Origin of the sequence: Marinicauda algicola (assembly GCF_017161425.1) — a bacterium.
Taxonomy (GTDB): Bacteria; Pseudomonadota; Alphaproteobacteria; order Caulobacterales; family Maricaulaceae; genus Marinicauda; species Marinicauda algicola.
The window spans coordinates 2,010,251-2,036,046 of sequence record NZ_CP071057.1 but is presented as its reverse complement, the minus strand read 5'-3'; the positions used below and the strand labels follow the sequence as shown (position 1 = coordinate 2,036,046).

The following is a 25,796-nucleotide window of genomic DNA, read 5'->3' as shown; positions in this document are numbered from 1 at the left end:
TGCGTCTTGAATCTTACGGCTTGTCAACAAGGTAGATAAATTTGACGTTGTTCCCCTTTTCTCCGCTTCGGGAGCGGCAGTACGGCAATCTTATCCCCCTCCCTCACCACCCCCCCATACTCCCCCCACCTCGCCGCATCGAAGGGGGCGCGTCCGGAGCGTCCTGTTGCGTGGTGGTGAGGGCGATGCCTCGAATGGGCCGGATTAAAGCCCCGGTTCATGAAAGAGCGGCCGTTGGGTGTGACGTCCCTGGAAACGGGGACGGCCGGACACCGCCTTGCAGGGCCGGGGAGGCGTAAAACTTCGCTTCCCCGCTCCCCGGCGAAAGCCGGGGCCTAGGGGAGGCCGCGTGCCGGCATCGGATGACGGCGCTCTTCGATCCCTGGATCCCGGCTTTCGCCGGGAAGCGATAGGGTAGGGGGCGCATGGCCGGGGATCGGGCGCCCGCCCTGGCCCGGATCGAACGCCGCCGACGCCCACCTTCCCCCGCCACCCCTCATGGCCTACCCTCCCTCCAGACACAGGGAGGACACCCCATGACCGCGCTCCACACCCTTCTCACCACCACCGCCGCGCTCGCCATGCTCACCGCCGCCGCCGCGGCGCAGGAGACCGGCCAGCAGGACGAGGACACCGGCTACACGCCCGGCGGGCAGTCGGGATACGACGCGGCGCTGGTCGCGATCGAGCCAGAGGACACCGCCGTGCGCGTCGGGCTCGCGGGCGAGGATCCGGCCGATATCGCGCGCTACATCCTGGCCTCCAACGGGGCGGCCGCGGGGGCGCAGATCTCTCCCGACGGCAGCCAGGTCGCCTTCCGCTGGTCGATCACCGGGGAACCCCAGCTGTGGGTCGCCCCGGCCGAAGGCGGCCAGCCGGTGCGCCTGACCTACGGCAACGGTATCACCTTCTTTTCCTGGGCCCCGGACGGGCAGTCCCTGATCTACGGCGCGGACAATGACGGCAACGAGCAGGAGGCGTTCTATCTGATCGCCGCCGACGGCAGCAGCGAGCGCGTGATCCTGCCCGCCGAGGCCGGGGCCTTCCGCGTGTTCGGCGATTTCGCTGGCGGGGGCGAGAGAATCGTCTACGCCTCCACCGCGCGCACCGGGCTCGATTTCGACATCTACACCGCTGACGTGGGAACCGGGGCGGCGAGCCTCGTCTACGAGGGCAGGTTCGGGAACTATCCCGGCGAGGTCTCCCCCGACGGGCGCCTCGTCACGGTGTCGCAAAGCCGCGGGGAGGATTCCAACGATCTCTACCTGCTGAACCTGGAAACCGGGGAGCGCACCACCGTCTCCGCGCCCGAGCGCCGCGCCGCGCACGAGGGCGTGGAGTGGTTCGACGATTCCTCGGGATTCCTGCTCGCCACCAACCGCGAGCGCGAATACGCCGCGCTGATGGAATACGACATCGAGGCGGGCAGTTTCGAGCTCGTCGAGGCGGAAGAGGGCCACGATATCGAGAACGTCACCCTGTGCGGGGCGAACGACCGCTGGCTCGCCTTCACCACGAACGAGGACGGCTTCTCCGTGCTGCACCTGCGCGACCGGCGCCGGGACCGCGCGCTCGAGGCGCCCGAGCTGCCCGCCGGGGTGTATTCGCTGCACTGCTCCGGGGACAGCGACGCCATGGCGATCACGGTCAGCGGCTATGCCACGCCCGGCAGCGTGTTCGTCTGGGATTTCGCCGGGCGAGAGCTGCACCAGACCTTCGCCGCGCCGATGGCCGGGCTCGATCCGGACCGTCTCGTCCGCCCGGAGAGCGTGCGCATGACGGCGCGCGACGGGGTGGAGCTGCAGGGGCTTCTGTATCTGCCCGACGAGAGCTCGCGTCAGGGTGAGGGCGCGCCGCCGGTGGTGTTCTTCGTCCATGGCGGGCCGACCGCGCAGTCGCGGCCGAATTTCGACGCCGTGGTGCAATACCATGTCGACCGGGGCGTGGCGGTGTTCGAGCCCAATGTGCGCGGCTCGACCGGCTTCGGGCACACCTATGTGACGCTCGACGACCGGGAGAACCGCCTGCATTCCATCCGCGACCTCGTCGACATGCTCGAAGCGCTGCGCGAGGACGGGCGCGTGGATGCCGACCGCGCCGCGGTCGTGGGCGGCTCCTATGGCGGCTATGCGGTCAATGCGGTGCTGGCGAACTATCCGGGCAATTTCATCGCCGGGGCCTCGCTCTACGGCGTCGCCGACTGGGTGACCGCGCTGGAGGTCGCCTCGCCGGCCCTTCGCGCCTCGGACCGCATCGAGTACGGCGACATCACCGAGGAGCGCTGGCAGGAGTTCTACCGGGAGAATTCCCCGATCCGCCAGGCCGAGCATATCGACGTGCCGGTGCTCTACAGCCACGGCGTCAACGATCCGCGCATCGACATCGCCGAGACCGAGACCATGGTGCGCACCCTGCGCGAGAACGGCGTGGAAGCGGTCTATGTCCGTATCCCCGACGAGGGCCATGGCTGGCGCAAGCTCTCCAACCAGCTCTTCTACTACCGCCTGCAGGCGGAATTCCTGGAGGAGAAGCTGGGGCTCGGCGAGGGGGAGTAGCCGCGACGCCGTGAGGTTTTCCGCGCTTCCCCCTACCTGTCATGGCCCGGCTTGACCGGGCCACCCATGCCTCTCCGGCGGCGAGGGGCGCGGCGTCTCGGGTACGACATGGGTCCTCCGGTCGATGCTTCGCATCGCCGGAGGATGACGAGGGTTGGGGATCCTATCCGCCCCACCCTCCACCCGCCCTATACTCTCCCGCTCGCGTCCCCGGAGCCTGCCATGACCTGCCGCCTCCCCCTCCGCCCCGCCCGTCGCCGGCGGGCCGGAAGGAGGGCCATGGTAGTCGTAGTAGGAGTCGAAAAACCCTTTCGAGACTCTCACCCTCCCGCGCGCCATGATCCCGCCGCAATCGGGGGACAAGGGACCGCGCCATGAGCGAGGCGAGCCTCATTTCGGCCGGCGGGGCCAGGCGGCGGGCGGCGGCGGTGTTCGTCGTCGGCACCGTGCTCATCGACGCGCTCGCCTTCGCCCTCATCATGCCGGTCCTGCCCTCGCTCCTGATGGAGCTGACCGGGGGCGGGGTCGGGGAGGCGGCCCGCTGGGGCGGGCTGGCGAGCTTCCTCTTCGCGGTGATGCAGTTCTTCTGCTCGCCGGTGATCGGGGGATTGTCGGACCGCTTCGGGCGCCGGCCGGTCCTCCTGCTCTCGCTGACCGCGCTGTGCCTCGACTTCCTCTTGATGGGCCTTGCCCACGCGCTCTTCGTCTTCTTCTTCGCGCGCATGCTGTCGGGCATCTTCGCCGCGACCCATTCCACCGCGAACGCCTATATCGCCGACACCACCCCGGCGCAGAAACGCAGCGCCCGCTTCGGCTGGCTCGGCGCCGCGATGGGGGTGGGCTTCATCCTCGGCCCCGCGCTCGGCGGCCTGCTCGGCGAGCTGTCGCCCCGCGCGCCCTTCTTCGCCGCCGCGGCGCTCGCCGGCGCGAACGCGCTCTACGGCTGGTTCGTGGTGCCCGAAAGCCTGCCGAAGGAGCGCCGGCGCGCCTTCTCCTGGAGGCGCGCGAACGTGTTCGGCACGCTCCTGCGCCTGCGCCGGGCCGAGGGCGTCGGGGTGATGCTGTGGGTCTGGTTCTTCTCCCAGCTCTCCGGCTTCGTCTATCCCGCGGTCTGGGCCTATGTCGCGATCGCCAAGTTCGAGTGGAGCGAGGCGCAGATCGGGGTCTCGCTCGCGGTGTTCGGCGTGCTGTTCGCGCTGTCCCAGGCCGTCATGGTCCCGCTGCTCCTGCCGCGCATCGGCGAGCGGCGCGCGATCTGGATCGCGCTCGCGGTCGAGACGGTCGCGCTGCTGGGCATGGCGACCGCGCCGAACGGGACCGTGCTCTATCTCTGGCTTTCCACCGCCCTGATCACCGGCATGGAGGGCCCGGCCCTGCAGAAGGTGATGACCGAGCGCGTCGAGCCCGACGCGCAGGGCGAGCTGCAGGGCGGGCTCTCCGCGCTCGGCGGGGTGGTGCTGGTGATCTCGCCGCTGCTGTACACCCAGCTCTTCTTCGCCTTCCAGGGCGGGCTCGCGGGGATCGTCTTTCCCGGCGCGCCCTTCGTGGCCGCCTCGGCGTTCTGCGCCGTGGCGCTGGCGATGTTCCTGGTGCGCAAGAGGCGCGCGAGGACGGCCGGCTAGCGCGTCGCCGCGATCCAGCCCCCGCCGAGCACGCGGTCGTGGTCGCCGGCCGAGTAGAACACGCAGGCCTGGCCCGGCGCGACGCCCTCCTCGCCGCGGTGCAGGATCACGGTGACCGCGCCGTCCCTGACTTCCAGGGCGGCGGGCGTGGGCGGGCGGGTCGAGCGCACCTTCACGCCGACGGGCAGGCCGTCGGCCTCGGCGAGGTCCCCGTCGCCGATCCAGTTGACGTCCGCGAGCCGGATGCGCGTCACCTCCAGCGCCTCGCGCGGGCCGACGATCACGCGGGCGTTCTCCGCGTCGAGCCTCACGACGTAGAGCGGCTCGCCGGTCGCGATGCCGAGCCCGCGGCGCTGGCCGACCGTGTAGTGAATCACGCCCTCGTGGGTGCCCAGCACCCGGCCGTCGAGATGGACGATCTCGCCCGGCACCGCAGCGTCGGGACGCAGCTTCTTCACGACGGAGGCATAGTCCCCGTCCGGCACGAAGCAGATGTCCTGGCTGTCGGGCTTGTGCGCGACGACGAGCCCGAACGCCTCGGCGAGCGCGCGGGTCTGGTCCTTGGTCAGATGGCCGAGCGGGAAGCGCAGGAAATCGAGCTGCTCGCCCGTCGTGGCGAACAGGAAATAGCTCTGGTCCTTGCCCGCATCGGCGGCGCGGCGCAGCTCGGGCCGGTTTCCGCCCGCCATCTGGCGGCGGATGTAGTGACCGGTCGCGAGCGCATCGGCGCCCAGCTGGCGCGCGGTGGCCAGAAGGTCGGCGAACTTGACCGTCTGGTTGCACCGCACGCAGGGGATGGGAGTCGCACCGGCGAGATAGGTCTCGGCGAAATCCTCCATCACCTGTTCGCGAAAGCGGGATTCGTAATCGAGCACGTAATGGGGAAAGCCCAGCGCCTCCGCGACGCGGCGGGCGTCGTGGATGTCCTGGCCGGCGCAGCACGCGCCCTTCCTGTGGATCGCCTCGCCGTGATCGTAGAGCTGCAGCGTCATGCCGACGACATCGTAGCCGGCGCGGTGCAGCACCGCGGCGACGACCGAGGAATCCACCCCGCCCGACATCGCCGCGACGACGCGGTGGGAGGACGGATCGCCGCCCAGATCGAGGAAATCGCCGACAAGGCCGAACTCGGCCATCAGCGCATCGACGCGGTCGGCGTCCATGGCGCGCGGCCCGGGCGGTGCGGCAACGGGTGCCCCCCCGGCGCGCGCCGGGGTGCGGTCGAAAAGCGTCGTCATGTGCGTGCCTCCTGACGGGTCAAGGCCGCCAGCAAACGTGAAAGATGGGCGGGATATAGGCGAAGACGCGCCGTTCCGGAAGGGGAGCCCGTCGCGAGGCCGCAACGTTATTCCATAGCTTCCCACCTGCGGCGCGGCAGGCTAACTCTCCGGTTCATGGCCCACGATCACGCCCACCATCATCACCACCACGCCCATACCCACGCGGGCAACGAGCGGCGCACGCTGATCGCGGCGGCGATCACCGGTGTGTTCATGATCGCCGAGGTGATCGGCGGGATCCTGACCGGCTCGCTCGCCCTGCTGGCCGACGCCGCGCACATGTTCACCGATTTCGCCGCGCTGGCGCTCGCCTGGTTCGCCTTCCGCCTGTCGCGCCGGCCGGCGGACGCCCGGCGCACCTTCGGCTTCGACCGGATCCAGGTGCTGGTGGCCTTCGCCAACGGGGTGACGCTCGGCGTCATCGTGGTGTGGATCGCGATCGAGGCGCTCGGCCGGCTCGCCCGCCCCGAGGACATCGAGGCCGGGCCGATGATGATGATCGCCACGCTGGGGCTTCTGGTGAACCTCGTCGCCTTCTGGATCCTGCACGGGGCGGACCGGGAGAATCTCAACATCCGCGGCGCCGCGGCCCACGTGATGGGCGACATTCTCGGCTCGATCGCGGCGATCGTGGCCGCGGCGGTCATCCTGCTGACCGGCTTCACCCCGATCGACACCCTCCTCTCGCTCGCCATCTCCGCGCTGATCGCGGTTTCGGCCTACAGGCTGATGCGCGATGCCGGCTTCATCCTCCTCGAGGCCGCCCCGCCGGACATCGACCGCGAGCACGTCCGGGACGATCTCCTCGCCCATATCGAGGGGGTGGAAGACATCCACCACATGCATGTCTGGTCGATCACCCAGGAGCGGCCGATGATCACGCTGCATGCCCGCCTGGCGGCAGGGGCGCCGGTCGACGCCACCGTCAAGCGGATCAAGCTGCGCCTGCACGAGGCGCACGGGCTCGCGCACGTGACGGTCGAGGCTGAACTCGGCGAATGCGCAGACCATTGATGTAGCGGAAATAATCGCAAAACTGCGGCTTCAGTGCCCGCGTTAAGCGGCTGGTTACACCTGTCTGTGTATATCCCTATGCATGCCCGAACCGGGGTGGGGCGGGCGTTTATTCGTGTGGAACAGCCGCGTGCTTCAAGAAGCGGCAGAACAGACAGGGTTGGGTGTGATGAAGAAGATTTCGAGCCTGATGGCGATCGTCGCGATGGGTGCTGGCCTGGTGGCCGCTCCGGCGGCTCTGGCGCAAGAGCCCGAGCTGGTTGAAGTCGCGGCTCCCGAATATCCGCGCGGCGCGGAACGCCGCGAACTCGAGGGTTACGTGACGGTGCGCTACAACATCACCGACACGGGCGAGATCGCCGATGTCGAGGTGGTCGAGCAGACCCCCGAAGGCGTGTTCGACCGTGCCGTGCTGCGCGCGCTCGAGAGCTGGCGCTACGCCCCCGGCGTCACGGCGACCGGCATCGAGAAGCGTTTCGACTTCAATCTGGGCAGCTAGACCCGGAAAACGGGAAGGGCGGCGTTACGGGACGCCGCCCTTTCTTCGAACTGACTGCGTTAACCTTAGCGGGGACCTAACATGAAAATCTCGATCCATTCGGTCCAGACTCGTCTGCTGGCCGCCTTCGCCCTCGTGACCGTGACGACGCTCGCCGCCGCCGGCGCCGGGCTCTTCGCGTTCTCCAGCGCGCGTTCGGCCCTGACCGACGTGGTCGAGGAAGCCGCCCCGCTTGCCGAATCCACGCAGCGCCTGGAAGCCACGGCGAACGCCATCACCGGCGAGCTTGCCGCCTTCGCGCGCTCGCGCGACCAGGTGGAGGCGACCAGTGCGAGCGCCCGCCTCGGCAGCCTCGTGGAGGAGGCCCGCGCCGCCGCCGACCAGATGGAGGCCGCCGGTCTCGATGCCGCGCGCCTGGCCGAGGTGGAAAGCGCGCTCGCCGATCTCGCCGCGCGCGTCGACGAGGCGGCCGGTCCGGTCAATGCCAAGCTGGAAGCGCGCGACACGCGCATCGCCCATGTGCGCGAGGCGCTCGACGAACGCGCCCGGGCCGCTGCCGGTCTCGAGGCCGAACTCGACGAGGCCGAGGACCCGGCCCAGATCGAGACCCTCTTGCGCACCATCATGGCGCTCAACCTGATCGCCACCCAGTATGCCGAGCTCGACGGCGCCCAGGACGCGGCCGCGGTCGAGGCGGTGCAGGACAACTTCCTCGACGCCTCCGACGAGCTCTTCGTCAATCTCGCCATTCTCGGCGACGCGATCGGTGACGAGATCCGGGTGCCTGCCAACGCCTTCCTCGCCCATGCCGAGGGCGAGACGGGGATCTTCGACAGCCGCATCGCCGAGCTCGCCGCGAACGCGGACGCCGACGCGGCGGTGGAGGAGGCCCGCATGGCCGACGCCGTGCTCGCCGAACTCGTCGGCGCGGCTGCCGCCGAGGCGAACGAGCGTGCCGATGCCGCGATGAGCAAGGGCTATAGCGCGATCGGTTTCGGCACCGTGCTGCTCGCCGCGATCTCGATCGCCGCGGTCGCCATCTCCGCCGCCATCGCGTGGTTCTACGTGAGCGGCAATCTCCTCAAGCGCCTGACCGCGATCTCCGACGCCATGACGGCGCTCGCCGCCGGAGACACCAGCCGCGAGGTCGACGACGAGGGCCGCGACGAGATCGCCGGCATGGCCCGCGCGGTGGAGGTGTTCCGCGAGAACGCCATCGAGCGCCAGCGCCTGGAGTCCGAGAGCGAGGCCGAGCGCAAGGCCCGCGAGGCCCGCGCGAAGTCGATCGAGGAGCTCGTCGCGGGCTTCGAGGAGGCCTCCTCGCGCGCCCTGAAGGCCGTCTCCGATGCGGCCGGCGAGATGGAAATGGCCGCCCACGCGCTGACCGAGAGTTCGCAGGGCGCGAGCCAGAAGACCGCCGACGCCAACGAGGCCGGCTCCACCGCCGCGCAGAATGTCGACACGGTCGCCGCGGCCGCAGAGGAGATGACCTCCTCGATCAGCGAGATCGCCCAGCAGATCACCCGCTCCAACGACATCGCCCAGCAGGCCGCCAGCCGCGTCGCCGAGGCCAATGGCGATGTGAAGACCCTGAGCGAGGCCGCCCACAAGATCGACGGCGTGGTGCGCCTCATCAACGACATCGCCGAGCAGACCAACCTGCTGGCGCTGAACGCCACCATCGAGGCCGCCAGGGCCGGCGAGGCCGGCAAGGGCTTCGCGGTGGTCGCGAGCGAGGTCAAGACGCTGGCGAGCCAGACGGCGAACGCCACCGGCTCGATCTCCGAACAGATCAGCGGCATCCAGTCCGCGACCGAGAAGGCCGTCGCGGCCATCGCCAATATCGGCCAGGTGATCGGGGAGATGACGGAAATCTCCACCGCCATCGCCGCGGCCATGGAGGAACAGCGCGCGGCGGCGAGCGAGATCACCCGCTCGGCCCAGGAGGCCGCGGGCGGCACCCGCAAGGTCGCCGAATCCATTCAAGGCGTCGATGCGACCGTGTCGGAAACCGGCCAGTGCGCCGCCCAGGTCAACCAGGCCGCCACGAGCCTGAACACCGAGGCGAGCGACCTGCGCGAGGCGGTGCGCCGCTTCCTGGACGGCGTGCGCGCGGCCTGAGGCTCACAGCCTGACTGAGGGGAGGAGAGGGCGGCCCTTCGGGGCCGCCCTTTTCGTTTCGGCCGCGGTGCTGCGCCCGGCTCTGCGATAAACCCGGTTTCGGCCTCCCCGAAGGCTTGCGCGCGCGCCCCGCAGACCGTATATGCCAGCGCCTGACGCGGCTTGACGAAGGTGGCCCCCGTGCGCACGTTTCGCTCCAGGCCGACGCCTCAGGGCGGAGTAGCTCAGCTGGTTAGAGCAGCGGAATCATAATCCGCGTGTCGGGGGTTCAAGTCCCTCCTCCGCTACCATCCTTTTCTTCCCACGAATCGACAGGTTCGCCGACATTCGTGCCGGGGCGCTGCCGGGCATTCGCCCGGCGCGGGTCGTTCCGGCCGTGGCCGATGCGCCCGCGCTAGCCGTGATCCTCGCGCACGCGCACGTGCCAGCCCCGGCGTTCGGCGAAGCGGATCGCCGCCTCGCGCGTGGTGAAGCGCAGGCGCACCTGGCGGCGCGGATCGTCCCCGCTGATCCAGCCCATCAGCGGCTCGGGCCGCTGCGCGGTCTCGGGGACGAGTTCGAGCATCCAGCCCCGCCGCGGGCGCACGGCCTGGTTCGGATTGCGCGCCGGGCGGTAGATGAGCGCGGCCGGCGCATGCGGCGCCGGCGCGCCGCCGTCGCGGACCGGCCCGGAGCCGCGCGCCGTGCGTGCCGCCCGCTCCAGGATATCCATGGCCTCGCGCGGCCCCTGCGGGTCCGCTTCCTCCAGGCGTTCGACGTTCAAGCTGTCGGTCCCGGTCATCGCCACCTCCTGGGAAGAGAAACGACGAAGGGCGGAGCAGGACCTCCGCTCCGGCCCGCGCATCGAGATCGTGTCGGCGGCCGTTCGCGTCAAGACCGGCCGGCGAGGCCGCAAGCCTTGGCCCGGACGGGAGGATTTCCTATCTTGAGCGGCGATTTTCGGGTGCGTTGCCGAGCACGGCAGGGAGACGGAAATGACGATCGATCGACGCGCGCTCGAGCTGGAGTGCCGGGTCTTCGTCCTCGAGCACATGCTGCAGCGCCTGTTCGCCTTCTCGGTGTCCCATGCCCGCGACCCGGCCGCCTTCGTGGAGGACCTGGCGCGCGGCTACCGCGATACGCTGAGACTGCAGACCTTCGACGTGGACGATCCGGCGCTCTCCGATCTCGCCGCGGGCGAGGTCGAGGAGGCGTTCGACCGCTTTCTCGCGGGCCTGCGCAAGGAGGTCGGTCGCTACGGGACGCGGGCGCAGGGGTGAACGCGGCTGACGCCGCCGCGGCCTGTGGCGCGGAGGGCGGGCATCACGCAGGCGACGCGCGGCCGCGCGAGTGATGCCCGCGCGCGCCATGGCCCGGTCCGGGGCCCGTGTACGTTCGGCTGCAGGATTGCGGACGGATCCGGCGGTTCCGCGTCCCGTGCCGCCGGGACCGCCTTACCCGGCGCGCTTGACCAGCGCGTCGCGGATCTCCTCCAGCAGCTCCTCCTGGCGCGGCTTGGCCGGGGGCTGCTCGGGCACGTCGTCCTGCTTCTTGCGCTGCAGCCGGTTCATGCCCTTGATCAGGAAGAACAGGGCGAGGGCGAGGATCACGAAGCTGATCACATTGTTCACGAACAGCCCGTAATTGATCGTCGCCGCGCCGGCCTCCTGGGCCTGGGCGAGGGATTCGTAGCGCCCCTCGCCGAGCGTGATGAACAGGTTCTCGAAATCCACGCCGCCGAGCACGAGCCCCAGCGGCGGCATCAGGATGTCGCTGACCAGCGACTTGACGATGGTGGAAAACGCGCCCCCGAGGATGAAGCCGACCGCGAGGTCGACGACATTGCCGCGCATGGCGAATTCGCGAAATTCCTTGAACATGGCTTTCAGCCTCCCCTTTGCCGCTCCGGAAGACGGAACGGGCGTTCGTCCGCTCTCGTTCTAACCCAGAACCGGCAGGGCCGGGAAAGGTTCTCGATCCGGGGAGGCAAGGCAGGCGCATGGAAGAGATCGTGCTGCCGCGCGACCGGCAGGAGCGGCGCGACTGGCTTCAGGATGCCGGCGTGCATGCGGTCGCCGCCGCGCTGAACCGCGCCGGGGCGAAGGATTGCGCGCGCGCCTTCCGCGAGCTGCCGGCGGGCAAGGCGCTGCCGGTGTTCTCCCGGCTGGAGCCGCCGGCCCAGAAGGCGATCGTCGAGGATCACGAGGGCGAGGAGCGCAAGGCGCTGATCGAGGGGATGGCGCCGGACAATCGCGCCCGCCTGATCGCCTACCTGCCCGAGGATCGCGCGCAGAGCCTGCTCGAGAGCCTCGGCGAGGAGGCGCGCGCCCTGACCCGGCAGCTGCTGGCCTATCCCGAGCAGAGCGCCGGGCGGATCATGACGCCCGAATTCGTTCGCCTGAGGCCGGACATGAGCGTCGCCGACGCGCTGGAGGAGGTCCGCGCGAAGGCCGAGCGCGCCGAGACCATTCATTTCATGCCGGTCGTGGACGAGGACATGACCCTTGTCGGCACGGTCGGACTCGGTCAGCTGGTCCTTGCCGAAGGCGGGCAGAGCGTCGGCGACGTGGCGACGCGCGACGTCCCCTCGGTGGAGACGAAGACCGACCAGGAGGCGGTGGCGCGCCTGATGAAGGAGGCCGACCTGATGGCCGTGCCGGTGGTCGGGGAGGATGGCCGGCTCGTCGGCATCGTCACCTTCGACGACGCCATGGAGGTGCTGGAATTCGAGCAGGCCGAGGACATCGCCCGGGCCGGGGCGACCGAGCCGGCGGCCGCGCCCTACCTGTCGGTTTCCCTGTTCGGGCTCGTGCGCTCGCGCATCACCTGGCTCGCCGTGCTCATGCTCGCCTATGCGCTCACCGTCCAGGTGCTCGACGCCTTCGAGGCGCAGCTGGAGGAAACCGTTGCCCTCGCCCTGTTCATCCCGCTGCTCATCGGTATGGGCGGCAATGCCGGGACCCAGTCGGTGACCACCGTGGTGCGCGCGCTCGCGGTGCGCGATATCGGGACCGCCGACGCCCTGGCCGTGGCGGGAAAGGAAGTCGGCGCGGCGCTGGTGATGGGCGCGGCGCTCGCGCTGGCCGGCTATGCACTGCTCATCGCCTTCTTCCCGCCCGGGATCGCCCTGACCGTGGCGCTCTCCGGGCTCGCCATCATCGGCTTTGCAGCCCTGTCGGGCGCGGTCATGCCGATGGTCGCGCGCGTCCTCTCCATCGATCCTGCGGTGTTCTCCTCCCCGGTGGTGAACACGGTGATCGATGCGGTGGGCCTCGTGATATATTTCCTCATCGCCAAGGCGGTGCTGGGCATCTGACCGGGCGCGAAGGGAGGCTTCATGCTGCGCATTCTCGAACCCGGCTCGTCCCGCCCGCGCGAGATCGAGGCGCACGACCCGGTCCCGGCCGCCACGCTGTGGATCGACCTTCTCGCGCCCACGCCGGCCGAGGAAGACAAGGTCGAGGCCCTGCTGGGCCACGATATCCCGACGCGCGAGGAGATGGAGGAGATCGAGGCGAGCTCCCGGCTCTACCGCGAGAACGGGGCGAGCGTGATGACCGCGACCCTGATCAGCGTGTCCGAGCAACGCATGCCGGTCGAGGGGCCGGTGACCTTCGTGCTCTCCGGAGAGCGACTCGTCACCGTGCGCTATCACGAGCCGCGCCCGTTCGAGACCTATGTGAAAACGATCGCGCGCAAGGGCGCGCCGAAAACCGGGGCCGACGTGCTCGTCGGGCTCCTGGAAACCATCGTCGACCGGCTCGCGGACATCCTGGAGGAATCGGGAGCGCGGCTGGAGGAGGTCTCCACCACCCTGTTCGAAAGCCGCGAGACCATGCGCTCGGCCCAGCAGAGCGAGACCTACGAGGCGCTCCTGACCAAGATCGGCGTCAATTCCAGCCGTATCGGAAAGGCCCAGCAGAGCCTGTCGAGCCTGCACCGCCTCATGGGCTTCGTGCGCCTGCCCGAGGGCGCGGGCGAGAGCGCCGGAGCGGTCGAGGACCTGCGCGCGGACCTGAAATCCCTCATCGAGCACAACGCCTATCTGGAAGGGCGCATCTCCTTCCTGCTCGACGCCACGCTCGGCTTCATCAACACCGCGCAGAACAAGGTGATGAACCTGTTCTCGGTGCTCGCGGTGATCTTCCTGCCGCCGACCCTGGTGGCGAGCATCTACGGGATGAATTTCGAGGTGATGCCGGAGCTGGGATGGACGTTCGGCTATCCCTGGGCGGTCGGCCTGATGGTGTTCTTCGCGGTCGTGCCCTACCTGTATTTCAAGCACCGCAACTGGCTTTAGCGCCTAGTGTCCCGCGTGCGCGTCCTCGGGTCGCGCCTCGACCACGGTCAGCACGCCGCCGCGGTTCTCCACCGTGACGATCAGCGCCGCTCCGGGCCGGAACAGGGTGAAATCGACCGGCTCGGCGACTTCGAATTCCATCACCATGGAGGGCATGGACAGCTCCTCCATCGCCTCGTGGCGCAGGAGCGCGGTGCGGGCGTCTTCGTCGACGGTGCGCACGTCGGCGACGACCGTGGAGCGTGCCGCGCTCTCGGCCCCCATCGCGTGGTGATCGTGTCGGCCGGCGTGGGCGTCCTGGACCGAGAGGGCGAGGGCGAGCGCAAGGGTCAGCATGGCGAAATCCTAGTGATCGTGATGGCCGGAGCCGTTGGAGGATGCCGGCGTGTGTGCGGGCGACTGCGTCGCGCTGCCGGTGTCGATGCCGTCGCGGGCAAGCTCGGCGCCGGTCGCGGCGCGCGCCTGGGTGCCCGGCGGGGCCTGGTACCAGCCCGGATCGGCGCCGTTCGCGGGCAGGCGGTCGCGCACTTTTAGAATGGTGAACATGCCGCCCATCGTGATGTAGCCGTGCGGTCCGTGCGCCCCGACCATGGGGATGGAGTTCTCCGGCACGTCCATGTGGCCCATCCCGACATGCTCGCCCATCTCGCCCATCCCGTCCTGGCCCATCGTCATGTAGGCCGGCAGGAGCGAGCCGACGGCGCGGTCGATATTGCGCGCGTTCACCCCGATCATGTTCGGGAAGCCGTGACCCATCTGGTTCATCACGTGATGGGTCATGTGGCAGTGCATCGCCCAGTCGCCCGGATTGTCGGCGACGAACTCGATGTCGCGCGTCGCGCCGACCGGGACGAGCACGCTCGTTTCCGGCTTCTGCGCGCTCTCGGGAATATCCCCGCCATCGGTCGCCACCTCGCGGAAGGCGTAGCCGTGCAGGTGGATCGGGTGATGGTGCATGGCCGAGAGATTGCCGATGCGGATGCGCACGCGCTCGCCAAGCTCGGCCGTCATCGGCGAGGTGCCCGGATAGGCCTTGGCGTTCATCGTGAGAACGTTGAAATCGCTCATCTCGTTGGGATCGGGACGGCGCGCGCCGGGCCGGATCTTCCAGGTCGAGAGCATCATTGCATAGTCGCGGTCAGGCCGCGGCCCGCGCGGATTTCGCGGATGGACCACGATCATGCCCATCAGGCCGAGCGCCATCTGGGTCATCTCGTCGTGGTGGGAATGGTACATGAACGTGCCGTGCTGGCGGAAGGTGAACTCGTAGACGAAGGTCTCGCCGGGATCGATCGAGGCCTGGGACAGCCCGCCCACGCCGTCCATGCCCGAGGGCAGGACCACGCCGTGCCAGTGCACCGTGGTCGGCGCGATCAGGCGGTTGGTGACGTAGATGCGCACCCGGTCGCCCTCGACCGCCTCGATCGTCGGGCCGTGCACCCGCCCGTTATAGCCCCAGCACGTCGCGGTCAGGCCCGGGGCGAACTCGTGCTCGACCTCTTCGGCGATCAGGTGGAAGACCTTCACCCCGCCGACGATGCGGAAGGGCAGGGTGGCCCCGTCCGGCGTGACGACCGGGGTGTAGTCGCGTCCCGGACGGCCGGGCTCGAGCCCGTCATGGCTTTGAACCGTCGCCGAATGGGCCGGCCAGGACGGCGTGCGCGCCTGGGCGGGCGCGGCCAGCAGCGGGGCGGCGACGAGGCCGCCGGCCCCGGCCGCGAACAGGGATCGTCTCGACACGCTCATCAGTGGTCTCCTTGCCCGCCGCCGGGATTGCCGGCCGGCACGCCGGCCTCCAGGCTCGGCGCGACCGCACTGCCCCCGGCCAGCACCTGCTCCAGGCGGGTGCGCGCGCCATGGTGGCGTTCCAGCGCGTCGACATAGGACCGGCCGACGGCGATATGGGTCTCGTAGGCGTCGAGCAGGTCGAAGACGCCGATCTGCATCGCGTTGTATTCGGCCATCACGCCGTCGAGCGCCTGCTCGCTCGTCGGCAGGAGGCTTTCCCGGATGAAGCGCGCCTGCGCGCCTGCCGCCTCGGCCTCGCGCGCCGCCATGCGCGCGGCCGCAGCCGTGTCGAGCGTGAGCTGGGCGAGCCGGTCGAGCGCGGCCTCGGCGCGGATGCGCGCCCGGGCGCGGGCGGGATGGCCCAGCGTGAAGAGCGGCAGCTCCGCCTCGATCAGGAGCCCGTCCGTCCAGTCCCCGTCCTCGCGTTCGAGGACGGCGCCGGCCTCGACATGGCCGATCAGGCTCTCTGGATTGGCCAGGCCGGCCGCCGTCGCCGCAGCCTCGGCCTCGGCGCGCGCGGCGGCGAGCGCCAGCGAGGCCTCGAGCGCCCGCTCCGCCACCGCTCCGGCGGCGGGAGGCTCGCCCGCCGGATCGGGCAGCCGGCTGGGCAGGTCGAGGCCGGTTTCGGCCTCAAGCCCCAGCCGCGCCTTCAGCGCCGTCTCGGCGAGCTCGGCGGCGAGCCGGGCGTCCTCGGCGAACAGGCGGACCTGGTGGGCTTGCACCCGTTCCCGGTCGAGATCGACGGCCGGGATATTGCCCGCGGCATGCAGTTCCTCCGACACCAGCAGGGAGGCGTTGACGGCATCTTCCACGGTGGCGGCGAGTTCGGCGCGCTGGCGCGCGGCCACGGCCTCGACGAAGGCGAGCCGCGTGGCGGCGATGAAGTCGACCACTTCCAGCACCGCCCTGTCGCGCGCGGCGTCGTAGCGCCGGCGCGCTTCGGCGCGATAGGCCGGCAGGGCCAGCAGGCGCAGCACCGGCGCGGCGAGATCGATGTCGAGAATGTCGGAGCCCTCGACGGGGATGATGTTCAGCTCGGCGGCGAGATCGGGCAGGGTGCCGGCCTCGACCCAGTCGGCGCGCGCCAGGCCCGACGCGGCGAGCTCGGCGCGCAGTCCGCGATTGTTGGCCAGCGCGATGGCGACGGCCGTCTCCTCGGTGAGCGGTCCGGCGAGGGCGGCCTCGATCGCCGCGGCATCGGCGGGGGCGACCGCGGCGCGCCCGGCGGCGGCGGCGAAGATGCCGGACTGCTCCGCGTCGTAGTCAACGCTGGCGCATCCGGCCAGGAGCGCGGCGGACAGGACCGGCGCAATGAATGAAATCTTGTGCCTCATGGGCAAGGCTAGTACCATACCCCCTATGGGTACCTCAACCATGACTCACCGCCCCGAAGGCCCGCCGCGCAGCCGCGCCACGCTCGATCGCCTCAAGCGCATCGAGGGCCAGGTGCGCGGGGTGTCCAACATGGTCGAGAGCGGGCGCTACTGCATCGACATCCTGACCCAGCTCGCGGCCATCAAGTCGGCCCTGGCCGGGGTGGAGCGCGAGATCCTGAGCGATCATGCCCGCCACTGTCTCGCCGATGCCGCCGCCTCCAACGACGCGGCCGAGCAGCGCGAGAAGTTCGAGGAACTCGTCGCCCTGCTGAGCAAGCATTTCAAGCTCTAGGCTTTAGGAGGCGAGCCGGCGCCGGCACTCGCGCGCCTCGCTCTCTATGAGGCGCACCGCCATGTCGCCCAGACGCAGGAGCGAGAGAAGCTCGCCCGCCTCGAAGCTGCGCGCATAGCGTTCGGCGACGCACAGTGCGCCCAGGGCATGGCCCTCGGCGTCGATCAGCGGTACCCCGGCATAGGCCCGCAGATAGGGCTCTGCGAGCACGAACGGATTGTGTGCGAAGCGCGGATCGATGCGCGTGTCGCCGACCACCAGCGGCTCGAGCCCCGCGATCGTGTGATGACAGAAGCTCTGGCCGCGCGGGACGGGCGGCAGCTCGATGCCGTGGCTGCCGACCGCGTGCTGGCGATCGCGCCCGATGATAGACACGAAGCCCATCGATGCGCGCAGGGACAGCGCCGCGTTGCGCGCGACGATGTCGAGCGCCGGGCGCGTGCGCCCGTCCATCAGGCCGCTTCGCTCCACCGCCTGGATGCGTTCGCGTTCGAGTCTCGTCAGGTTCATGCCGCCCTCGTCCAGCTCGCGGGCCATCATGGTAAACGAGGCATTAATGTAAGCTGAACAGATTCAATGAGCGCTAATCAATTTCAGTCAAATCACAGCTCGTCCGCGGCGTCGAAATGGGCCGCCGCCTCGGCGCGCAGCCAGGACAGCGTGTCGCGTGCGCCCGCCGACAGGCGGCGTCCGCGCCGGGTCAGGGCGTACCAGGCCTCTCCCGCAGGGTGGTCGCCGTCGGAGAAGACGGGGGTGAGCCCGCCTGCCGCGATGGTGCCGGCGGCGAGGCTGCGCCGGGCGAGCGCGACGCCGGCCCCGGCCTCGGCGAGCGCGAGCGCCGACAGCCCGTCCCCGGTGCGCAGCGCCGCAGCGGGGTCGACCCCGTAGGCGCCGCGCGCCGCGAGCCAGGTTCGCCAGCCCGTCTGAAGCCCCGCCTCCTCGATCAGGACCGCCCGGTCGAGATCGCCCGGCGTGCGCAGCGCGCGTGCGATGTCGGGCCGCGCGAGCGGGGCGAGGATCTCGCGCATCAGCAGCAGCGCCTCGAATCCGGCCGGCGGTTCGGTCGCGAACACCACGGCGATCTCGGCACCGGCCTCGAACGCGGTCTCGGGCGGGCTCGCCAGAAGCGTGATGCGCAGCCCGTCGGGCCGCCGGCGGGCCAGGCGCGGGGCGAGCCAGGCGCTCGCGAAGTCTGACGGCGCCGACAGCGTCAGCGCGGCGCTCGCCCCCGCCTCGCGCATGGCGCTGGAGGCCTCGCCGACGAGTTCGAAGGCCCGGCTCAGCCGGTCGATCGCCGCCGCGCCGCGCTCGGAGAGCTTCAATCCGCGTCCCTCGCGCACGAAGAGCGGCGCCCCGATCAGCGCCTCGAGCTGGCGCACCTGCTGGCCGATCGCCGCCGGTGTGACGTTCAGCTCCTCCGCCGCCGCGGCAAAACTGCCGCGCCGGGCGGCCGCCTCGAAGGCGCGAAGGGCATTGAGCGGGGGAAGCGATGCCATGGGCTCTTCCGTGGAAAGGAAATCTATCGACACGAGCTAGATATGCTCGTTTGAGAAAAGAATCCATGTGCGCCATGTCTCGGGCTCAGGTTCGAGGAGGTCCGCCATGGATCAGTTCATGCCCGCCATCCCCCTGAAGGGGGCCCGCGTCGTCGTCGTCGGAGAGGGCGAAGCGGCGCAGAACAAGCTGCGCCTGTTCCGCACCGCCCCGTGCGAGCTCGTCTGGTACAGCCTCCAGCGCAAGGCCCCGGCCCCGAACGATCTCAAGCCCGGCACGACGGTCGTGCCCGGGCGCGTGCCGCTCGGCGCGTTCAGGGGCGCGGCGCTGGTCTTCATCGGGGTGGAGGAGGAGCAATCCGCGAGGCGGCTTGCCCGCCGCGCAAGGCGTTCGGGCGCGCTGGTCAACGTGGTCGACAATCTGGACCTGTGCGACTTCTACACGCCCGCCATCCTCGACCGCGGGGCGGTGACGGTCGCGCTGTCGACCGGCGGGGCCGCGCCGATCCTGGCCCGCGACATCCGCTCGGCGATGGAGAGTGTCATCGCGCCGGGTGTCGGCCTGCTCGCCGAGGCGGCGCAGGGCTTGCGCGAAGCGGTCAGGCAGGTCGCGCCGAGCGTCGACGCGCGCCGCCGGTTCTGGGAATTTGCCCTGCGCGGTCCCGCCGCCCGCCTTGCCGATGCCGGCGACCGGGCCGGCACGCGCCGCGCGCTGATCGAGGCGCTCGACCGCTTCCGCGACGGCGGGACGGCGTCCGACGGCATCGTCCATCTCGTCGGCGCGGGCCCGGGCGACCCGGAATTGCTGACGGTCAAGGCCGCGCGTCTCATCCGCGACGCCGACGTCATCGTGCACGACCGCCTCGTCTCGCCCGAGGTGCTCGACCGCGCCCGGCGCGATGCGCTTCGCATCGATGTCGGCAAGACGCGCGGGGCCCATCCGGTGCCGCAGGAGCGCATCTGCGAAATCCTGATCGAGCATGCCAGCCAGGGAAAACGCGTCGTGCGCCTGAAGGGCGGGGACAGCTTCATCTTCGGGCGCGGCGGGGAAGAGGTCGAGGCGGTGCGCGCGGCCGGCATCGCGGTCGAGGTCACGCCCGGCATCTCGGCGGCGCTCGCCTGCGCCGCCAACGCCCAGATCCCGCTGACCCACCGCGACGCGGCCCAGGCGGTCACGTTCGTCACCGGCCAGCCGAAGAAGGGCGGCGGCGATCTCGACTATGCCGCCCTCGCCGCGCCGAGCCACACGGTCGTGATCTACATGGGCGTTACCACCGCGGCGCAGACGGCGTCCCGCCTGATCGCGGCCGGCCGCCACGCCGCCACGCCCGTCGCGATCGTGGAGAAGGGCTCGCTGCCCGGCGAGCGCACGATTCTCACGACGCTGCGCGACCTGCCCGAAGCCATCGCGCGCGAGGCCGTCGCCGGCCCGGCGGTCATCGTCATCGGTGAGGTCGTGCGCTACGCCCCGGCGCAGGTCTGCGGCCTCGCGCTCGAAGCGGAAAGGGCCGCGGCATGATCCGGCTCGGCATCACCGCCAACCGCCTGACCGACGGGCGCGTCGTCTACGCGCGAGAGGACGGCTCCTGGTCGCCCGCACTGTCCGAAGCGGCCCTGTTCGACGACGCCGCGGCCGCCGAACCGGCGCTGAACGCCGCGCTTCGCGACATTCTCACGGTGGTCGCCCCCTACACGATCGAGGTGGAGGAGGGCCTGCCCGGCGGGCGGGCCCGGGTACGCGAGGCGATCCGCCTTTCCGGTCCCAGCGCCGGCACCACGCGCCACGCCGCCAACGAGGCCTGAGCCATGTACCGCTACGACGAGATCGACGCCGCCCTGGTGAAGGAGCGCTCGCAGGAGTTCCGCGAGCAGGTCGCCGCGCGCCTGTCCGGGGAACTCACCGAGGACCAGTTCAAGCCGCTCAGGCTGATGAACGGGGTCTACCTCCAGCTGCACGCCTACATGCTGCGCGTGGCGATCCCCTATGGCGTGCTGTCGGCCGGCCAGCTGCGCATGCTCGCCCACATCGCGCGCACCTATGACAGGGGCTACGGCCATTTCACGACGCGCCAGAACATCCAGTTCAACTGGCCGGCCCTCGTCGACATCCCGGAAATCCTCGACCAGCTGGCGACCGTCGAGATGCATGCCATCCAGACCTCGGGCAACTGCATCCGCAACACCACGACCGATCCCTTCGCCGGGGCGGCGGCCGACGAAGTGGCCGATCCGCGTCCCTGGTGCGAGCTGATCCGGCAATGGTCGACCTTCCATCCCGAGTTCTCCTTCCTGCCGAGGAAGTTCAAGATCGCGGTGACCGGCAGTCCCGCCGACCGGGCAGCCATTGGCGTGCACGATATCGGCCTGCGGCTCGTCAGGAACGATGCCGGCGAACTCGGCTTCGAGGTTCATGCCGGGGGCGGGCAGGGGCGCACGCCGCGCGTCGCGGCGAAGCTCTCCGACTTCGTGGCCTGGCCGGACCTTCTCGCCTACCTGACCGCCATATTGCGCGTCTACAATCTCGCCGGACGCCGCGACAACCTCTACAAGGCGCGCATCAAGATCCTCGTGGAGTCGATGGGCGCAGACGCCTTCACCGCCGAGGTGGAGGAGGAGTTCGCCCGCCTGAAGGATGGCGAACTGCGCGTGCCCCGCGAGGAGGTCGAACGCATCTCGGCCTTCTTCCGCGACGTGAAGCCGGGTTCCGGCCCGGCACCCTCCGGCCATGGTCCCGGCTGGCGGCGCTGGAGAGCGGCGAACGTGAAGCCGCACCGGATCGAGAACCGGGCGATCGTCACGATCAGCCTGAAACCCTATGGCGGCACGCCGGGCGATGCGACGGCAGGGCAGATGGACCTGATAGCCGATCTCGCCGAGCGCTACGGCCTAGGCGAGATCCGCGTCACCAAGGAGCAGAACCTCGTCCTGCCCCATGTCGACGCGGCCGCGCTGCGCGAGGTGTTCGAGGCGCTGGAAGCCGCCGGGCTCGCCACCGCGAATGCCGGGCTCGCGAGCGACATCGTCTCCTGCCCGGGGCTCGATTACTGCAATCTGGCCAATGCCCGCTCGATCCCGGTCGCGCAGGCGATCTCGAAGGCCATCGAGGCCTGCGGCCTGGAAGAGGCGGCCGGCGAGGTGAGCATCAAGATTTCCGGCTGCATCAATGCGTGCGGCCATCACCACGTCGCCAATATCGGCCTCCTGGGCGTCGATAAGAAGGGCGAGGAGGTCTACCAGCTCACGCTCGGCGGCGTGGCCGACGGCGAGGCCGCGATCGGCGCCATCGCGGGCCGGGCGCTCAGCCCGGAGGAAGCGGTCAGGGGTGTGATCGCGAGCCTTCGTACCTATGTGGAAAAGCGCGCGGAGGGCGAGAGCTTCGCCGCCACGCTGAAGCGGATCGGCCTCGATCCGTTCAGGGAGTCGATCTATGACGATTAATGCCGCCTTGAGGCGCGAGCCCGCCGCGCACGCGGCCCGGACCGAGATCGCCGCGGCGGCGCCGCCGTCCGAGGCGCTTCGATCCGCGGCCGGCGCGCAGGCGCTCGATATCCGCTTTGCCAGCTTCAAGGACGGGCGCGGCTTCTCGCTCGCCGCCATGCTGCGCGAGCGCGGCTATACCGGCGAGCTGCGCGCGGTCGGCGACATCCTGCCCGATCAGCTGGACATGCTGCAGCGCTCGGGCTTCGACGCGGTGCTGCCCGATGCGGGCAGAAGCGCGCGCTGGACGCGGACCGGCTTCTCGCGCGCCTACCAGCCCGATGCGGCCGGCGGCGTCCCCGCGTACCGGGCCCGCGCCCTTGCCGCGCGCCGGGCGAGGGTGGACGCGCTGAACCAGCGCTGGCGCGACGCGTCCCCGCGCGAGATCATCGCCGCGGCGGTTGAGGCCTTCGACGGCCGGATCGCCATGCTCTCCAGCTTCGGCACCGAGGCGGCCGCCGGGCTCGCCCTGCTCGCGCAAACGTCACCGGATACCCCGGTGCTCTTCCTCGACACGAAGCGTCATTTCGCGCAAACCCTCTCCTACCGGGACCGTCTGGTCGAAACCCTGGGGCTGACGCGCGTGATCACGCTGGAACCCGACCGCGAGGAAGAAGCCCGCCTGGACGCGGACGGGCGGCTGCATGCGCGCGACGGGCAGGCCTGCTGCGACCTGCGCAAGGTCAAGCCGCTCGCCAGGGGGCTTGCCGGCTACGACGCGGTGATCACCGGGCGCAAGCGCTATCACGGCGGCGAGCGGGAAAGGCTCGACCCGTTCGAGTTCGACGGCGAGCGCGTCAAGGTCAATCCCTTCGCCGGTCTCACGCCGAAGGCCTTCGCCGAGCTGTTCCGCGGCCTCGGCCTTCCGCCCCATCCCCTCGTCGAGCAGGGCTATCCGTCCGTGGGCTGCTGGCCGTGCACCGTCCCGGCGCAGGGCGAGGCCACCCGCGAGGGACGCTGGGCCGACAGCGAGCGCACCGAGTGCGGCATTTTCGATCCGGCCCGCACCGAGCGGGCGCGGCGTGCGAGCATCCGCCTGATATGACCCGCATCATCGACCTCATCGGCAACACCCCACTCCTGCGCCTCGACGGGCCGTCGCAGGCGACCGGTTGCGAGATCCTGGGCAAGGCCGAGTTCCTCAATCCGGGCGGCTCGGTGAAGGACCGCACCGCGCTCGCTCTGGTGCGCGACGCACAGGAGAGGGGCCTGCTGAAGCCCGGCGGCACGATCGTGGAAGGCACGGCGGGCAATACCGGCATCGGCCTCGCCCTCGTCGGCGGGGCGCTCGGCTTTCCCGTGACGATCGTCATGCCCAGGACCCAGAGCCCGGCGAAGAAGGACGCGCTCCTCGCCGCGGGCGCGCGCGTGATCGAGGTCGATCCCGCGCCCTATACCAGCGAGCATCATTTCATCCACATCTCGCGCCGTCTCGCCGAGCAGACGCCGGGCGCGTTCTGGGCGAACCAGTTCGACAATCCGGCCAACAAGGCCTTCCATGCCGCCACGACGGGGGTGGAGATCTGGGAGCAGACCGGCGGGCGGATCGACGGCTTCGTCGCCTCGGCCGGCACCGGCGGCTCTCTCGCGGGCATCGCGCAGGCGCTGCGCGCGAGGAAGCCCGCCGTCACGATCGCGCTCGCCGACCCGGCGGGCGGGGCGCTCTACAGCTACTACACCACCGGGGAACTGAAGCCGGAGGGCAGCTCGATCACCGAGGGCATCGGCGTCGGGCGCATCACCGGCCAGCTCGACGGGCTCTCGGTCGAGCGCGCCTACCGCATCGAGGACGGCGAGTTCCTGCCCATACTGTTCGACCTCGTCGAGCGCGAGGGGCTCTCGCTGGGCGGTTCGGCGGGGGTGAACATCGCCGGAGCGATGCGCCTTGCCCGCGAGCTCGGGCCGGGTAAAACCATCGTCACCCTTTTGTGCGACGCCGGGTCGCGCTATGCGAACCGGCTCTACAACGCCGATTATCTCAGGGCGCGCAACCTGCCGGTCCCGCCATGGGTGGAGTCCGGCGCGCCCCTGTCCGCCGCCGTGTGAACCGAGGTCGTCAAATGAACCATGTCGCCGCGAACCCCGAGGGGGCGCCGACCCCGTACATTGCCGAGAAGGGCGCCTTCTTCGAGGTCGAGGTGCTGTCGGTGAAGCACTATACCGAGACCTTGTTCGCCTTCCGCACGGCGCGCCCGCAGAGCTTCCGCTTCCGCGCCGGCGAGTTCGTCATGATCGGTCTGGAGGGCGAGAAGAAGCCGGTCCTGCGCGCCTATTCGATCGCGAGCCCGACCTGGGACGAGGAGCTGGAATTCTACTCCATCAAGGTGCCCGGCGGGCAGCTGACCTCGCGGCTGAAGGACATCCGGCCCGGCGACCGGGTGCTGCTCGGCAAGAAGCCGACCGGGACGCTGGTGGCCGATGCGCTGCGCCCCGGGCGCAGGCTCTACCTGTTCTCCACCGGCACCGGCATCGCGCCCTTCGCGAGCCTCATCCGCGAGCCCGACGTCTACGAGCGGTTCGAGGAGGTCGTGCTGACCCATACCTGCCGCACCCAGGCCGAACTCGCCTATGGCGAGGAGCTGGTGGACGCGGTCCGGGTCGATCCGCTGGTCGGCGAGTTCGCCGCCGGAAGGCTCGTCTACTTCAACTCGGTCACCCGCGAGGACGGCCCGCGCGTGGGCCGCATCACCGATCTGATCGAGAATGGCCGCCTGTTCGAGATGATCGGGCGCGAGCCGCTCGACCCGGCCCGCGACCGGGCGATGGTGTGCGGCTCCTTCGCCGTGCTGACCGACGTCAAGACTCTCCTGGAGACGCGCGGCTTCGAGGAGGGCTCCAACGCCCGCCCCGGCGATTTCGTCGTGGAGAAGGCCTTCTCCGGGGAAGGAATCTAGGCGTTCGCCGATATCGGCGAGGGACCCGAATAGGACAGGTCCAGGGACTTCGCCGCCGACGCGAAGTCGGGATGGATCTCGACCGTTCCGCCAAGGTCCTCGAATGTTTCGATGAAGTCTTCCGAGCCGGGCACCTTCTGCGACTGCGACGCGACGAAGACGGTGCGTTTCACGCCGGTCTTCGCGAAGGTGCGCCCCAGCTCCTCGATGGCCTTGCGCGCCTCATCGCTGCGCCCGGTCACCTCGAGATGGCGGTTGTCCAGGATGACCGTCTCGAATGCACTTTCCTGCGCGATCTCATCGAGGGTCCGGGCAAGTTCGCCGTGCATCTCTGCGCCGACCTCGCCGGTCAGGGCGAGGTAGACGGTCCGGTCGCCCAGATGCTTCCAGTTCGAGATGGCCATCGCGACCTCCTTGCCGGGAGCAACCCGCCAGCCCCGCCCCGGTTCCCGCGAAGATGAGCGGGCCATGAACGCGCCTCTGCGCTCCGGTTCAGGTACGGCCCGGTAAACCTCGCCTCCAGGACGCGCCATGGGTGGCGCGCCGAGGAAAGGAGACGTCCAGATGAAACCGATGAAGGCGATTTTCGGAGCCTGTCTCGCGATCGGGCTCGGCGCGGCCGGTGCCTCCGCCCAGGCCCAGGGGCGCAACGAGTGCGCCATCCGCTCGATCGACCGCGGCCACCATGCCGAGGCGATCGCGATCTATTCCGGGCGCACGCCGGGCTATTACGATTTCCGCTACAGCCAGCAGATCTACGATTCCAGCACCGAGGTCGACCAGGCCGGACCGGTGCCGGCCGCAGTGCGCGGGCCGGTGGAAATCTCGCGCATCCGGATGGCGAAATCGCCCGATGTGCGCCTGACCCGGTTCGTTCCGGCGCGTGGCTACGGCACCAGTCCCTCGCGTGGCTTCAACCGGCCGAGTGTCGAGGCGCTCGATCGCGGCGATCCGATCCTGGTGGCGACGCTGAGCGTGCGCGACGCGTCCGGCCGGCTGATCTGCCAGACGACCCATGTCGACCACACCTACCGGACCGGCGCAGGCCAGGCCCGGGGCTATGGTCAGGCAGGTGCGGGCGGATCCGCGATCCGGCGCTGGTGAGA

At 70.1% G+C, this 25,796-nt stretch carries 25 protein-coding genes and 1 tRNA gene; 17 read left to right on the top strand and 9 right to left on the bottom strand.

Features of this window, described 5'->3' with window-relative positions; genetic code table 11:
* The first annotated feature begins 536 nt into the window (after nt 1–536).
* Both JW792_RS10180 and JW792_RS10175 read left to right on the top strand, forming a co-directional pair.
* Nucleotides 537–2,555, top strand: coding sequence for a S9 family peptidase (locus JW792_RS10180; protein ID WP_241094944.1), 2,019 nt, complete (start codon nt 537–539; stop codon nt 2,553–2,555).
* Nucleotides 2,556–2,929: 374 nt separating this feature from the next.
* On the top strand, nt 2,930–4,177 hold the full coding sequence (locus JW792_RS10175) for an MFS transporter (protein WP_135997236.1): 1,248 nt from the start codon (nt 2,930–2,932) through the stop codon (nt 4,175–4,177).
* Here the strand turns inward: JW792_RS10175 and mnmA are convergent.
* Entirely contained in the window at nt 4,174–5,340 is a 1,167-nt protein-coding gene (gene mnmA, locus JW792_RS10170) for a tRNA 2-thiouridine(34) synthase MnmA (protein WP_420871273.1), read from the bottom strand. The two genes, JW792_RS10175 and mnmA, sit on opposite strands and share 4 nt — an antisense overlap.
* Nucleotides 5,341–5,571: 231 nt before the next feature.
* Here mnmA and JW792_RS10165 point away from each other — a divergent pair, with 231 nt between their 5' ends.
* The 4 genes from JW792_RS10165 (at nt 5,572) to JW792_RS10150 (ending at nt 9,381) form a co-directional block, all read left to right on the top strand.
* Nucleotides 5,572–6,471 (top strand): cation diffusion facilitator family transporter, encoded by a 900-nt coding sequence (locus tag JW792_RS10165; protein ID WP_135997234.1) that lies wholly within the window; start codon nt 5,572–5,574, stop codon nt 6,469–6,471.
* A gap of 169 nt (nt 6,472–6,640) precedes the next feature.
* Entirely contained in the window at nt 6,641–6,970 is a 330-nt protein-coding gene (locus JW792_RS10160) for an energy transducer TonB (protein ID WP_135997233.1), read from the top strand.
* Between the two features lie 81 nt (nt 6,971–7,051).
* Nucleotides 7,052–9,091 (top strand): methyl-accepting chemotaxis protein, encoded by a 2,040-nt coding sequence (locus JW792_RS10155; RefSeq protein WP_135997232.1) that lies wholly within the window; start codon nt 7,052–7,054, stop codon nt 9,089–9,091.
* Nucleotides 9,092–9,304: 213 nt separating this feature from the next.
* Nucleotides 9,305–9,381, top strand: a tRNA-Met gene (locus JW792_RS10150).
* A 104-nt stretch (nt 9,382–9,485) separates the two neighbouring features.
* Here the strand turns inward: JW792_RS10150 and JW792_RS10145 are convergent.
* Nucleotides 9,486–9,872, bottom strand: coding sequence for an NADH dehydrogenase ubiquinone Fe-S protein 4 (locus tag JW792_RS10145; protein ID WP_158291646.1), 387 nt, complete (start codon nt 9,870–9,872; stop codon nt 9,486–9,488).
* A gap of 193 nt (nt 9,873–10,065) precedes the next feature.
* Here JW792_RS10145 and JW792_RS10140 point away from each other — a divergent pair, with 193 nt between their 5' ends.
* A complete protein-coding gene (locus JW792_RS10140) occupies nt 10,066–10,350 on the top strand; it encodes a hypothetical protein (RefSeq protein WP_135997229.1) in 285 nt (94 codons plus the stop codon).
* A gap of 174 nt (nt 10,351–10,524) precedes the next feature.
* Here JW792_RS10140 and mscL read toward each other — a convergent pair whose 3' ends face one another.
* Entirely contained in the window at nt 10,525–10,950 is a 426-nt protein-coding gene (gene mscL, locus JW792_RS10135) for a large conductance mechanosensitive channel protein MscL (RefSeq protein ID WP_135997228.1), read from the bottom strand.
* A 119-nt stretch (nt 10,951–11,069) separates the two neighbouring features.
* On the opposite strand from mscL, the gene mgtE reads away from it, so the two are divergent.
* A complete protein-coding gene (gene mgtE, locus JW792_RS10130) occupies nt 11,070–12,386 on the top strand; it encodes a magnesium transporter (protein WP_135997226.1) in 1,317 nt (438 codons plus the stop codon).
* A gap of 21 nt (nt 12,387–12,407) precedes the next feature.
* Nucleotides 12,408–13,370, top strand: coding sequence for a magnesium transporter CorA family protein (locus tag JW792_RS10125; RefSeq protein WP_135997224.1), 963 nt, complete (start codon nt 12,408–12,410; stop codon nt 13,368–13,370).
* 3 nt (nt 13,371–13,373) lie between these two features.
* On the opposite strand, the gene JW792_RS10120 is transcribed toward JW792_RS10125, so the two are convergent.
* Genes JW792_RS10120 through JW792_RS10110 form a run of 3 tightly spaced genes read right to left on the bottom strand, consistent with a single transcriptional unit; the run spans nt 13,374 to nt 16,492 of the window.
* Entirely contained in the window at nt 13,374–13,706 is a 333-nt protein-coding gene (locus JW792_RS10120) for a copper-binding protein (RefSeq protein WP_135997223.1), read from the bottom strand.
* 9 nt (nt 13,707–13,715) lie between these two features.
* Entirely contained in the window at nt 13,716–15,110 is a 1,395-nt protein-coding gene (locus tag JW792_RS10115; RefSeq protein WP_420871272.1) for a multicopper oxidase family protein, read from the bottom strand.
* Nucleotides 15,111–15,115: 5 nt separating this feature from the next.
* Nucleotides 15,116–16,492: a TolC family protein gene (locus JW792_RS10110; protein ID WP_158291645.1), complete on the bottom strand. Its 1,377-nt coding sequence runs from the start codon at nt 16,490–16,492 to the stop codon at nt 15,116–15,118.
* Between the two features lie 40 nt (nt 16,493–16,532).
* Here JW792_RS10110 and JW792_RS10105 point away from each other — a divergent pair, with 40 nt between their 5' ends.
* Complete coding sequence (locus tag JW792_RS10105; RefSeq protein WP_135997217.1) at nt 16,533–16,826, top strand: metal-sensitive transcriptional regulator; 294 nt, start codon at nt 16,533–16,535, stop codon at nt 16,824–16,826.
* 3 nt (nt 16,827–16,829) lie between these two features.
* On the opposite strand, the gene JW792_RS10100 is transcribed toward JW792_RS10105, so the two are convergent.
* Nucleotides 16,830–17,336, bottom strand: a complete 507-nt coding sequence (locus JW792_RS10100; RefSeq protein WP_206340779.1) for a GAF domain-containing protein — start codon at nt 17,334–17,336, stop codon at nt 16,830–16,832.
* A gap of 92 nt (nt 17,337–17,428) precedes the next feature.
* Nucleotides 17,429–18,322 (bottom strand): LysR substrate-binding domain-containing protein, encoded by an 894-nt coding sequence (locus JW792_RS10095; protein WP_135997213.1) that lies wholly within the window; start codon nt 18,320–18,322, stop codon nt 17,429–17,431.
* A 106-nt stretch (nt 18,323–18,428) separates the two neighbouring features.
* On the opposite strand from JW792_RS10095, the gene cysG reads away from it, so the two are divergent.
* From cysG to JW792_RS10065, 6 genes are read left to right on the top strand one after another with little or no spacing between them, the layout of a single operon-like run.
* Entirely contained in the window at nt 18,429–19,838 is a 1,410-nt protein-coding gene (gene cysG / locus JW792_RS10090; RefSeq protein ID WP_135997211.1) for a siroheme synthase CysG, read from the top strand.
* Nucleotides 19,835–20,122, top strand: coding sequence for a DUF2849 domain-containing protein (locus tag JW792_RS10085; RefSeq protein ID WP_135997209.1), 288 nt, complete (start codon nt 19,835–19,837; stop codon nt 20,120–20,122). Before cysG ends, JW792_RS10085 begins: the two co-directional genes overlap by 4 nt.
* 3 nt (nt 20,123–20,125) lie before the next feature.
* Nucleotides 20,126–21,757, top strand: coding sequence for a nitrite/sulfite reductase (locus JW792_RS10080; RefSeq protein WP_135997207.1), 1,632 nt, complete (start codon nt 20,126–20,128; stop codon nt 21,755–21,757).
* Nucleotides 21,747–22,841, top strand: a complete 1,095-nt coding sequence (locus tag JW792_RS10075; RefSeq protein WP_206340778.1) for a phosphoadenylyl-sulfate reductase — start codon at nt 21,747–21,749, stop codon at nt 22,839–22,841. The genes JW792_RS10080 and JW792_RS10075 overlap by 11 nt, the downstream gene beginning before the upstream one ends.
* Nucleotides 22,838–23,842, top strand: a complete 1,005-nt coding sequence (locus JW792_RS10070; RefSeq protein ID WP_135997205.1) for a cysteine synthase A — start codon at nt 22,838–22,840, stop codon at nt 23,840–23,842. The genes JW792_RS10075 and JW792_RS10070 overlap by 4 nt, the downstream gene beginning before the upstream one ends.
* Before the next feature lie 14 nt (nt 23,843–23,856).
* A complete protein-coding gene (locus JW792_RS10065; RefSeq protein ID WP_135997203.1) occupies nt 23,857–24,690 on the top strand; it encodes a ferredoxin--NADP reductase in 834 nt (277 codons plus the stop codon).
* Here the strand turns inward: JW792_RS10065 and JW792_RS10060 are convergent.
* On the bottom strand, nt 24,687–25,094 hold the full coding sequence (locus tag JW792_RS10060; protein WP_135997202.1) for a hypothetical protein: 408 nt from the start codon (nt 25,092–25,094) through the stop codon (nt 24,687–24,689). The two genes, JW792_RS10065 and JW792_RS10060, sit on opposite strands and share 4 nt — an antisense overlap.
* Before the next feature lie 160 nt (nt 25,095–25,254).
* Between JW792_RS10060 and JW792_RS10055 the strand changes: the two genes are divergently transcribed.
* Nucleotides 25,255–25,794, top strand: a complete 540-nt coding sequence (locus JW792_RS10055) for a hypothetical protein (RefSeq protein WP_135997200.1) — start codon at nt 25,255–25,257, stop codon at nt 25,792–25,794.
* Nucleotides 25,795–25,796 lie beyond the last annotated feature (2 nt).

What these genes read in the sequence shown, in the direction of transcription:
- mscL (WP_135997228.1), bottom strand. Translation starts at nt 10,950, where the DNA reads ATGTTCAAGGAATTTCGCGAATTCGCCATGCGCGGCAATGTCGTCGAC.
- JW792_RS10165 (WP_135997234.1), top strand. Translation starts at nt 5,572, where the DNA reads ATGGCCCACGATCACGCCCACCATCATCACCACCACGCCCATACCCAC.
- JW792_RS10125 (WP_135997224.1), top strand. Translation starts at nt 12,408, where the DNA reads ATGCTGCGCATTCTCGAACCCGGCTCGTCCCGCCCGCGCGAGATCGAG.
- JW792_RS10120 (WP_135997223.1), bottom strand. Translation starts at nt 13,706, where the DNA reads ATGCTGACCCTTGCGCTCGCCCTCGCCCTCTCGGTCCAGGACGCCCAC.
- cysG (WP_135997211.1), top strand. Translation starts at nt 18,429, where the DNA reads ATGGATCAGTTCATGCCCGCCATCCCCCTGAAGGGGGCCCGCGTCGTC.
- JW792_RS10055 (WP_135997200.1), top strand. Translation starts at nt 25,255, where the DNA reads ATGAAACCGATGAAGGCGATTTTCGGAGCCTGTCTCGCGATCGGGCTC.
- JW792_RS10140 (WP_135997229.1), top strand. Translation starts at nt 10,066, where the DNA reads ATGACGATCGATCGACGCGCGCTCGAGCTGGAGTGCCGGGTCTTCGTC.
- JW792_RS10080 (WP_135997207.1), top strand. Translation starts at nt 20,126, where the DNA reads ATGTACCGCTACGACGAGATCGACGCCGCCCTGGTGAAGGAGCGCTCG.
- JW792_RS10075 (WP_206340778.1), top strand. Translation starts at nt 21,747, where the DNA reads ATGACGATTAATGCCGCCTTGAGGCGCGAGCCCGCCGCGCACGCGGCC.
- JW792_RS10065 (WP_135997203.1), top strand. Translation starts at nt 23,857, where the DNA reads ATGAACCATGTCGCCGCGAACCCCGAGGGGGCGCCGACCCCGTACATT.
- JW792_RS10105 (WP_135997217.1), top strand. Translation starts at nt 16,533, where the DNA reads ATGACTCACCGCCCCGAAGGCCCGCCGCGCAGCCGCGCCACGCTCGAT.
- JW792_RS10180 (WP_241094944.1), top strand. Translation starts at nt 537, where the DNA reads ATGACCGCGCTCCACACCCTTCTCACCACCACCGCCGCGCTCGCCATG.
- mgtE (WP_135997226.1), top strand. Translation starts at nt 11,070, where the DNA reads ATGGAAGAGATCGTGCTGCCGCGCGACCGGCAGGAGCGGCGCGACTGG.
- JW792_RS10070 (WP_135997205.1), top strand. Translation starts at nt 22,838, where the DNA reads ATGACCCGCATCATCGACCTCATCGGCAACACCCCACTCCTGCGCCTC.
- JW792_RS10175 (WP_135997236.1), top strand. Translation starts at nt 2,930, where the DNA reads ATGAGCGAGGCGAGCCTCATTTCGGCCGGCGGGGCCAGGCGGCGGGCG.
- JW792_RS10060 (WP_135997202.1), bottom strand. Translation starts at nt 25,094, where the DNA reads ATGGCCATCTCGAACTGGAAGCATCTGGGCGACCGGACCGTCTACCTC.
- JW792_RS10100 (WP_206340779.1), bottom strand. Translation starts at nt 17,336, where the DNA reads ATGAACCTGACGAGACTCGAACGCGAACGCATCCAGGCGGTGGAGCGA.
- JW792_RS10085 (WP_135997209.1), top strand. Translation starts at nt 19,835, where the DNA reads ATGATCCGGCTCGGCATCACCGCCAACCGCCTGACCGACGGGCGCGTC.
- JW792_RS10145 (WP_158291646.1), bottom strand. Translation starts at nt 9,872, where the DNA reads ATGACCGGGACCGACAGCTTGAACGTCGAACGCCTGGAGGAAGCGGAC.
- JW792_RS10095 (WP_135997213.1), bottom strand. Translation starts at nt 18,322, where the DNA reads ATGGCATCGCTTCCCCCGCTCAATGCCCTTCGCGCCTTCGAGGCGGCC.
- mnmA (WP_420871273.1), bottom strand. Translation starts at nt 5,340, where the DNA reads ATGGACGCCGACCGCGTCGATGCGCTGATGGCCGAGTTCGGCCTTGTC.
- JW792_RS10110 (WP_158291645.1), bottom strand. Translation starts at nt 16,492, where the DNA reads ATGAGGCACAAGATTTCATTCATTGCGCCGGTCCTGTCCGCCGCGCTC.
- JW792_RS10155 (WP_135997232.1), top strand. Translation starts at nt 7,052, where the DNA reads ATGAAAATCTCGATCCATTCGGTCCAGACTCGTCTGCTGGCCGCCTTC.
- JW792_RS10160 (WP_135997233.1), top strand. Translation starts at nt 6,641, where the DNA reads ATGAAGAAGATTTCGAGCCTGATGGCGATCGTCGCGATGGGTGCTGGC.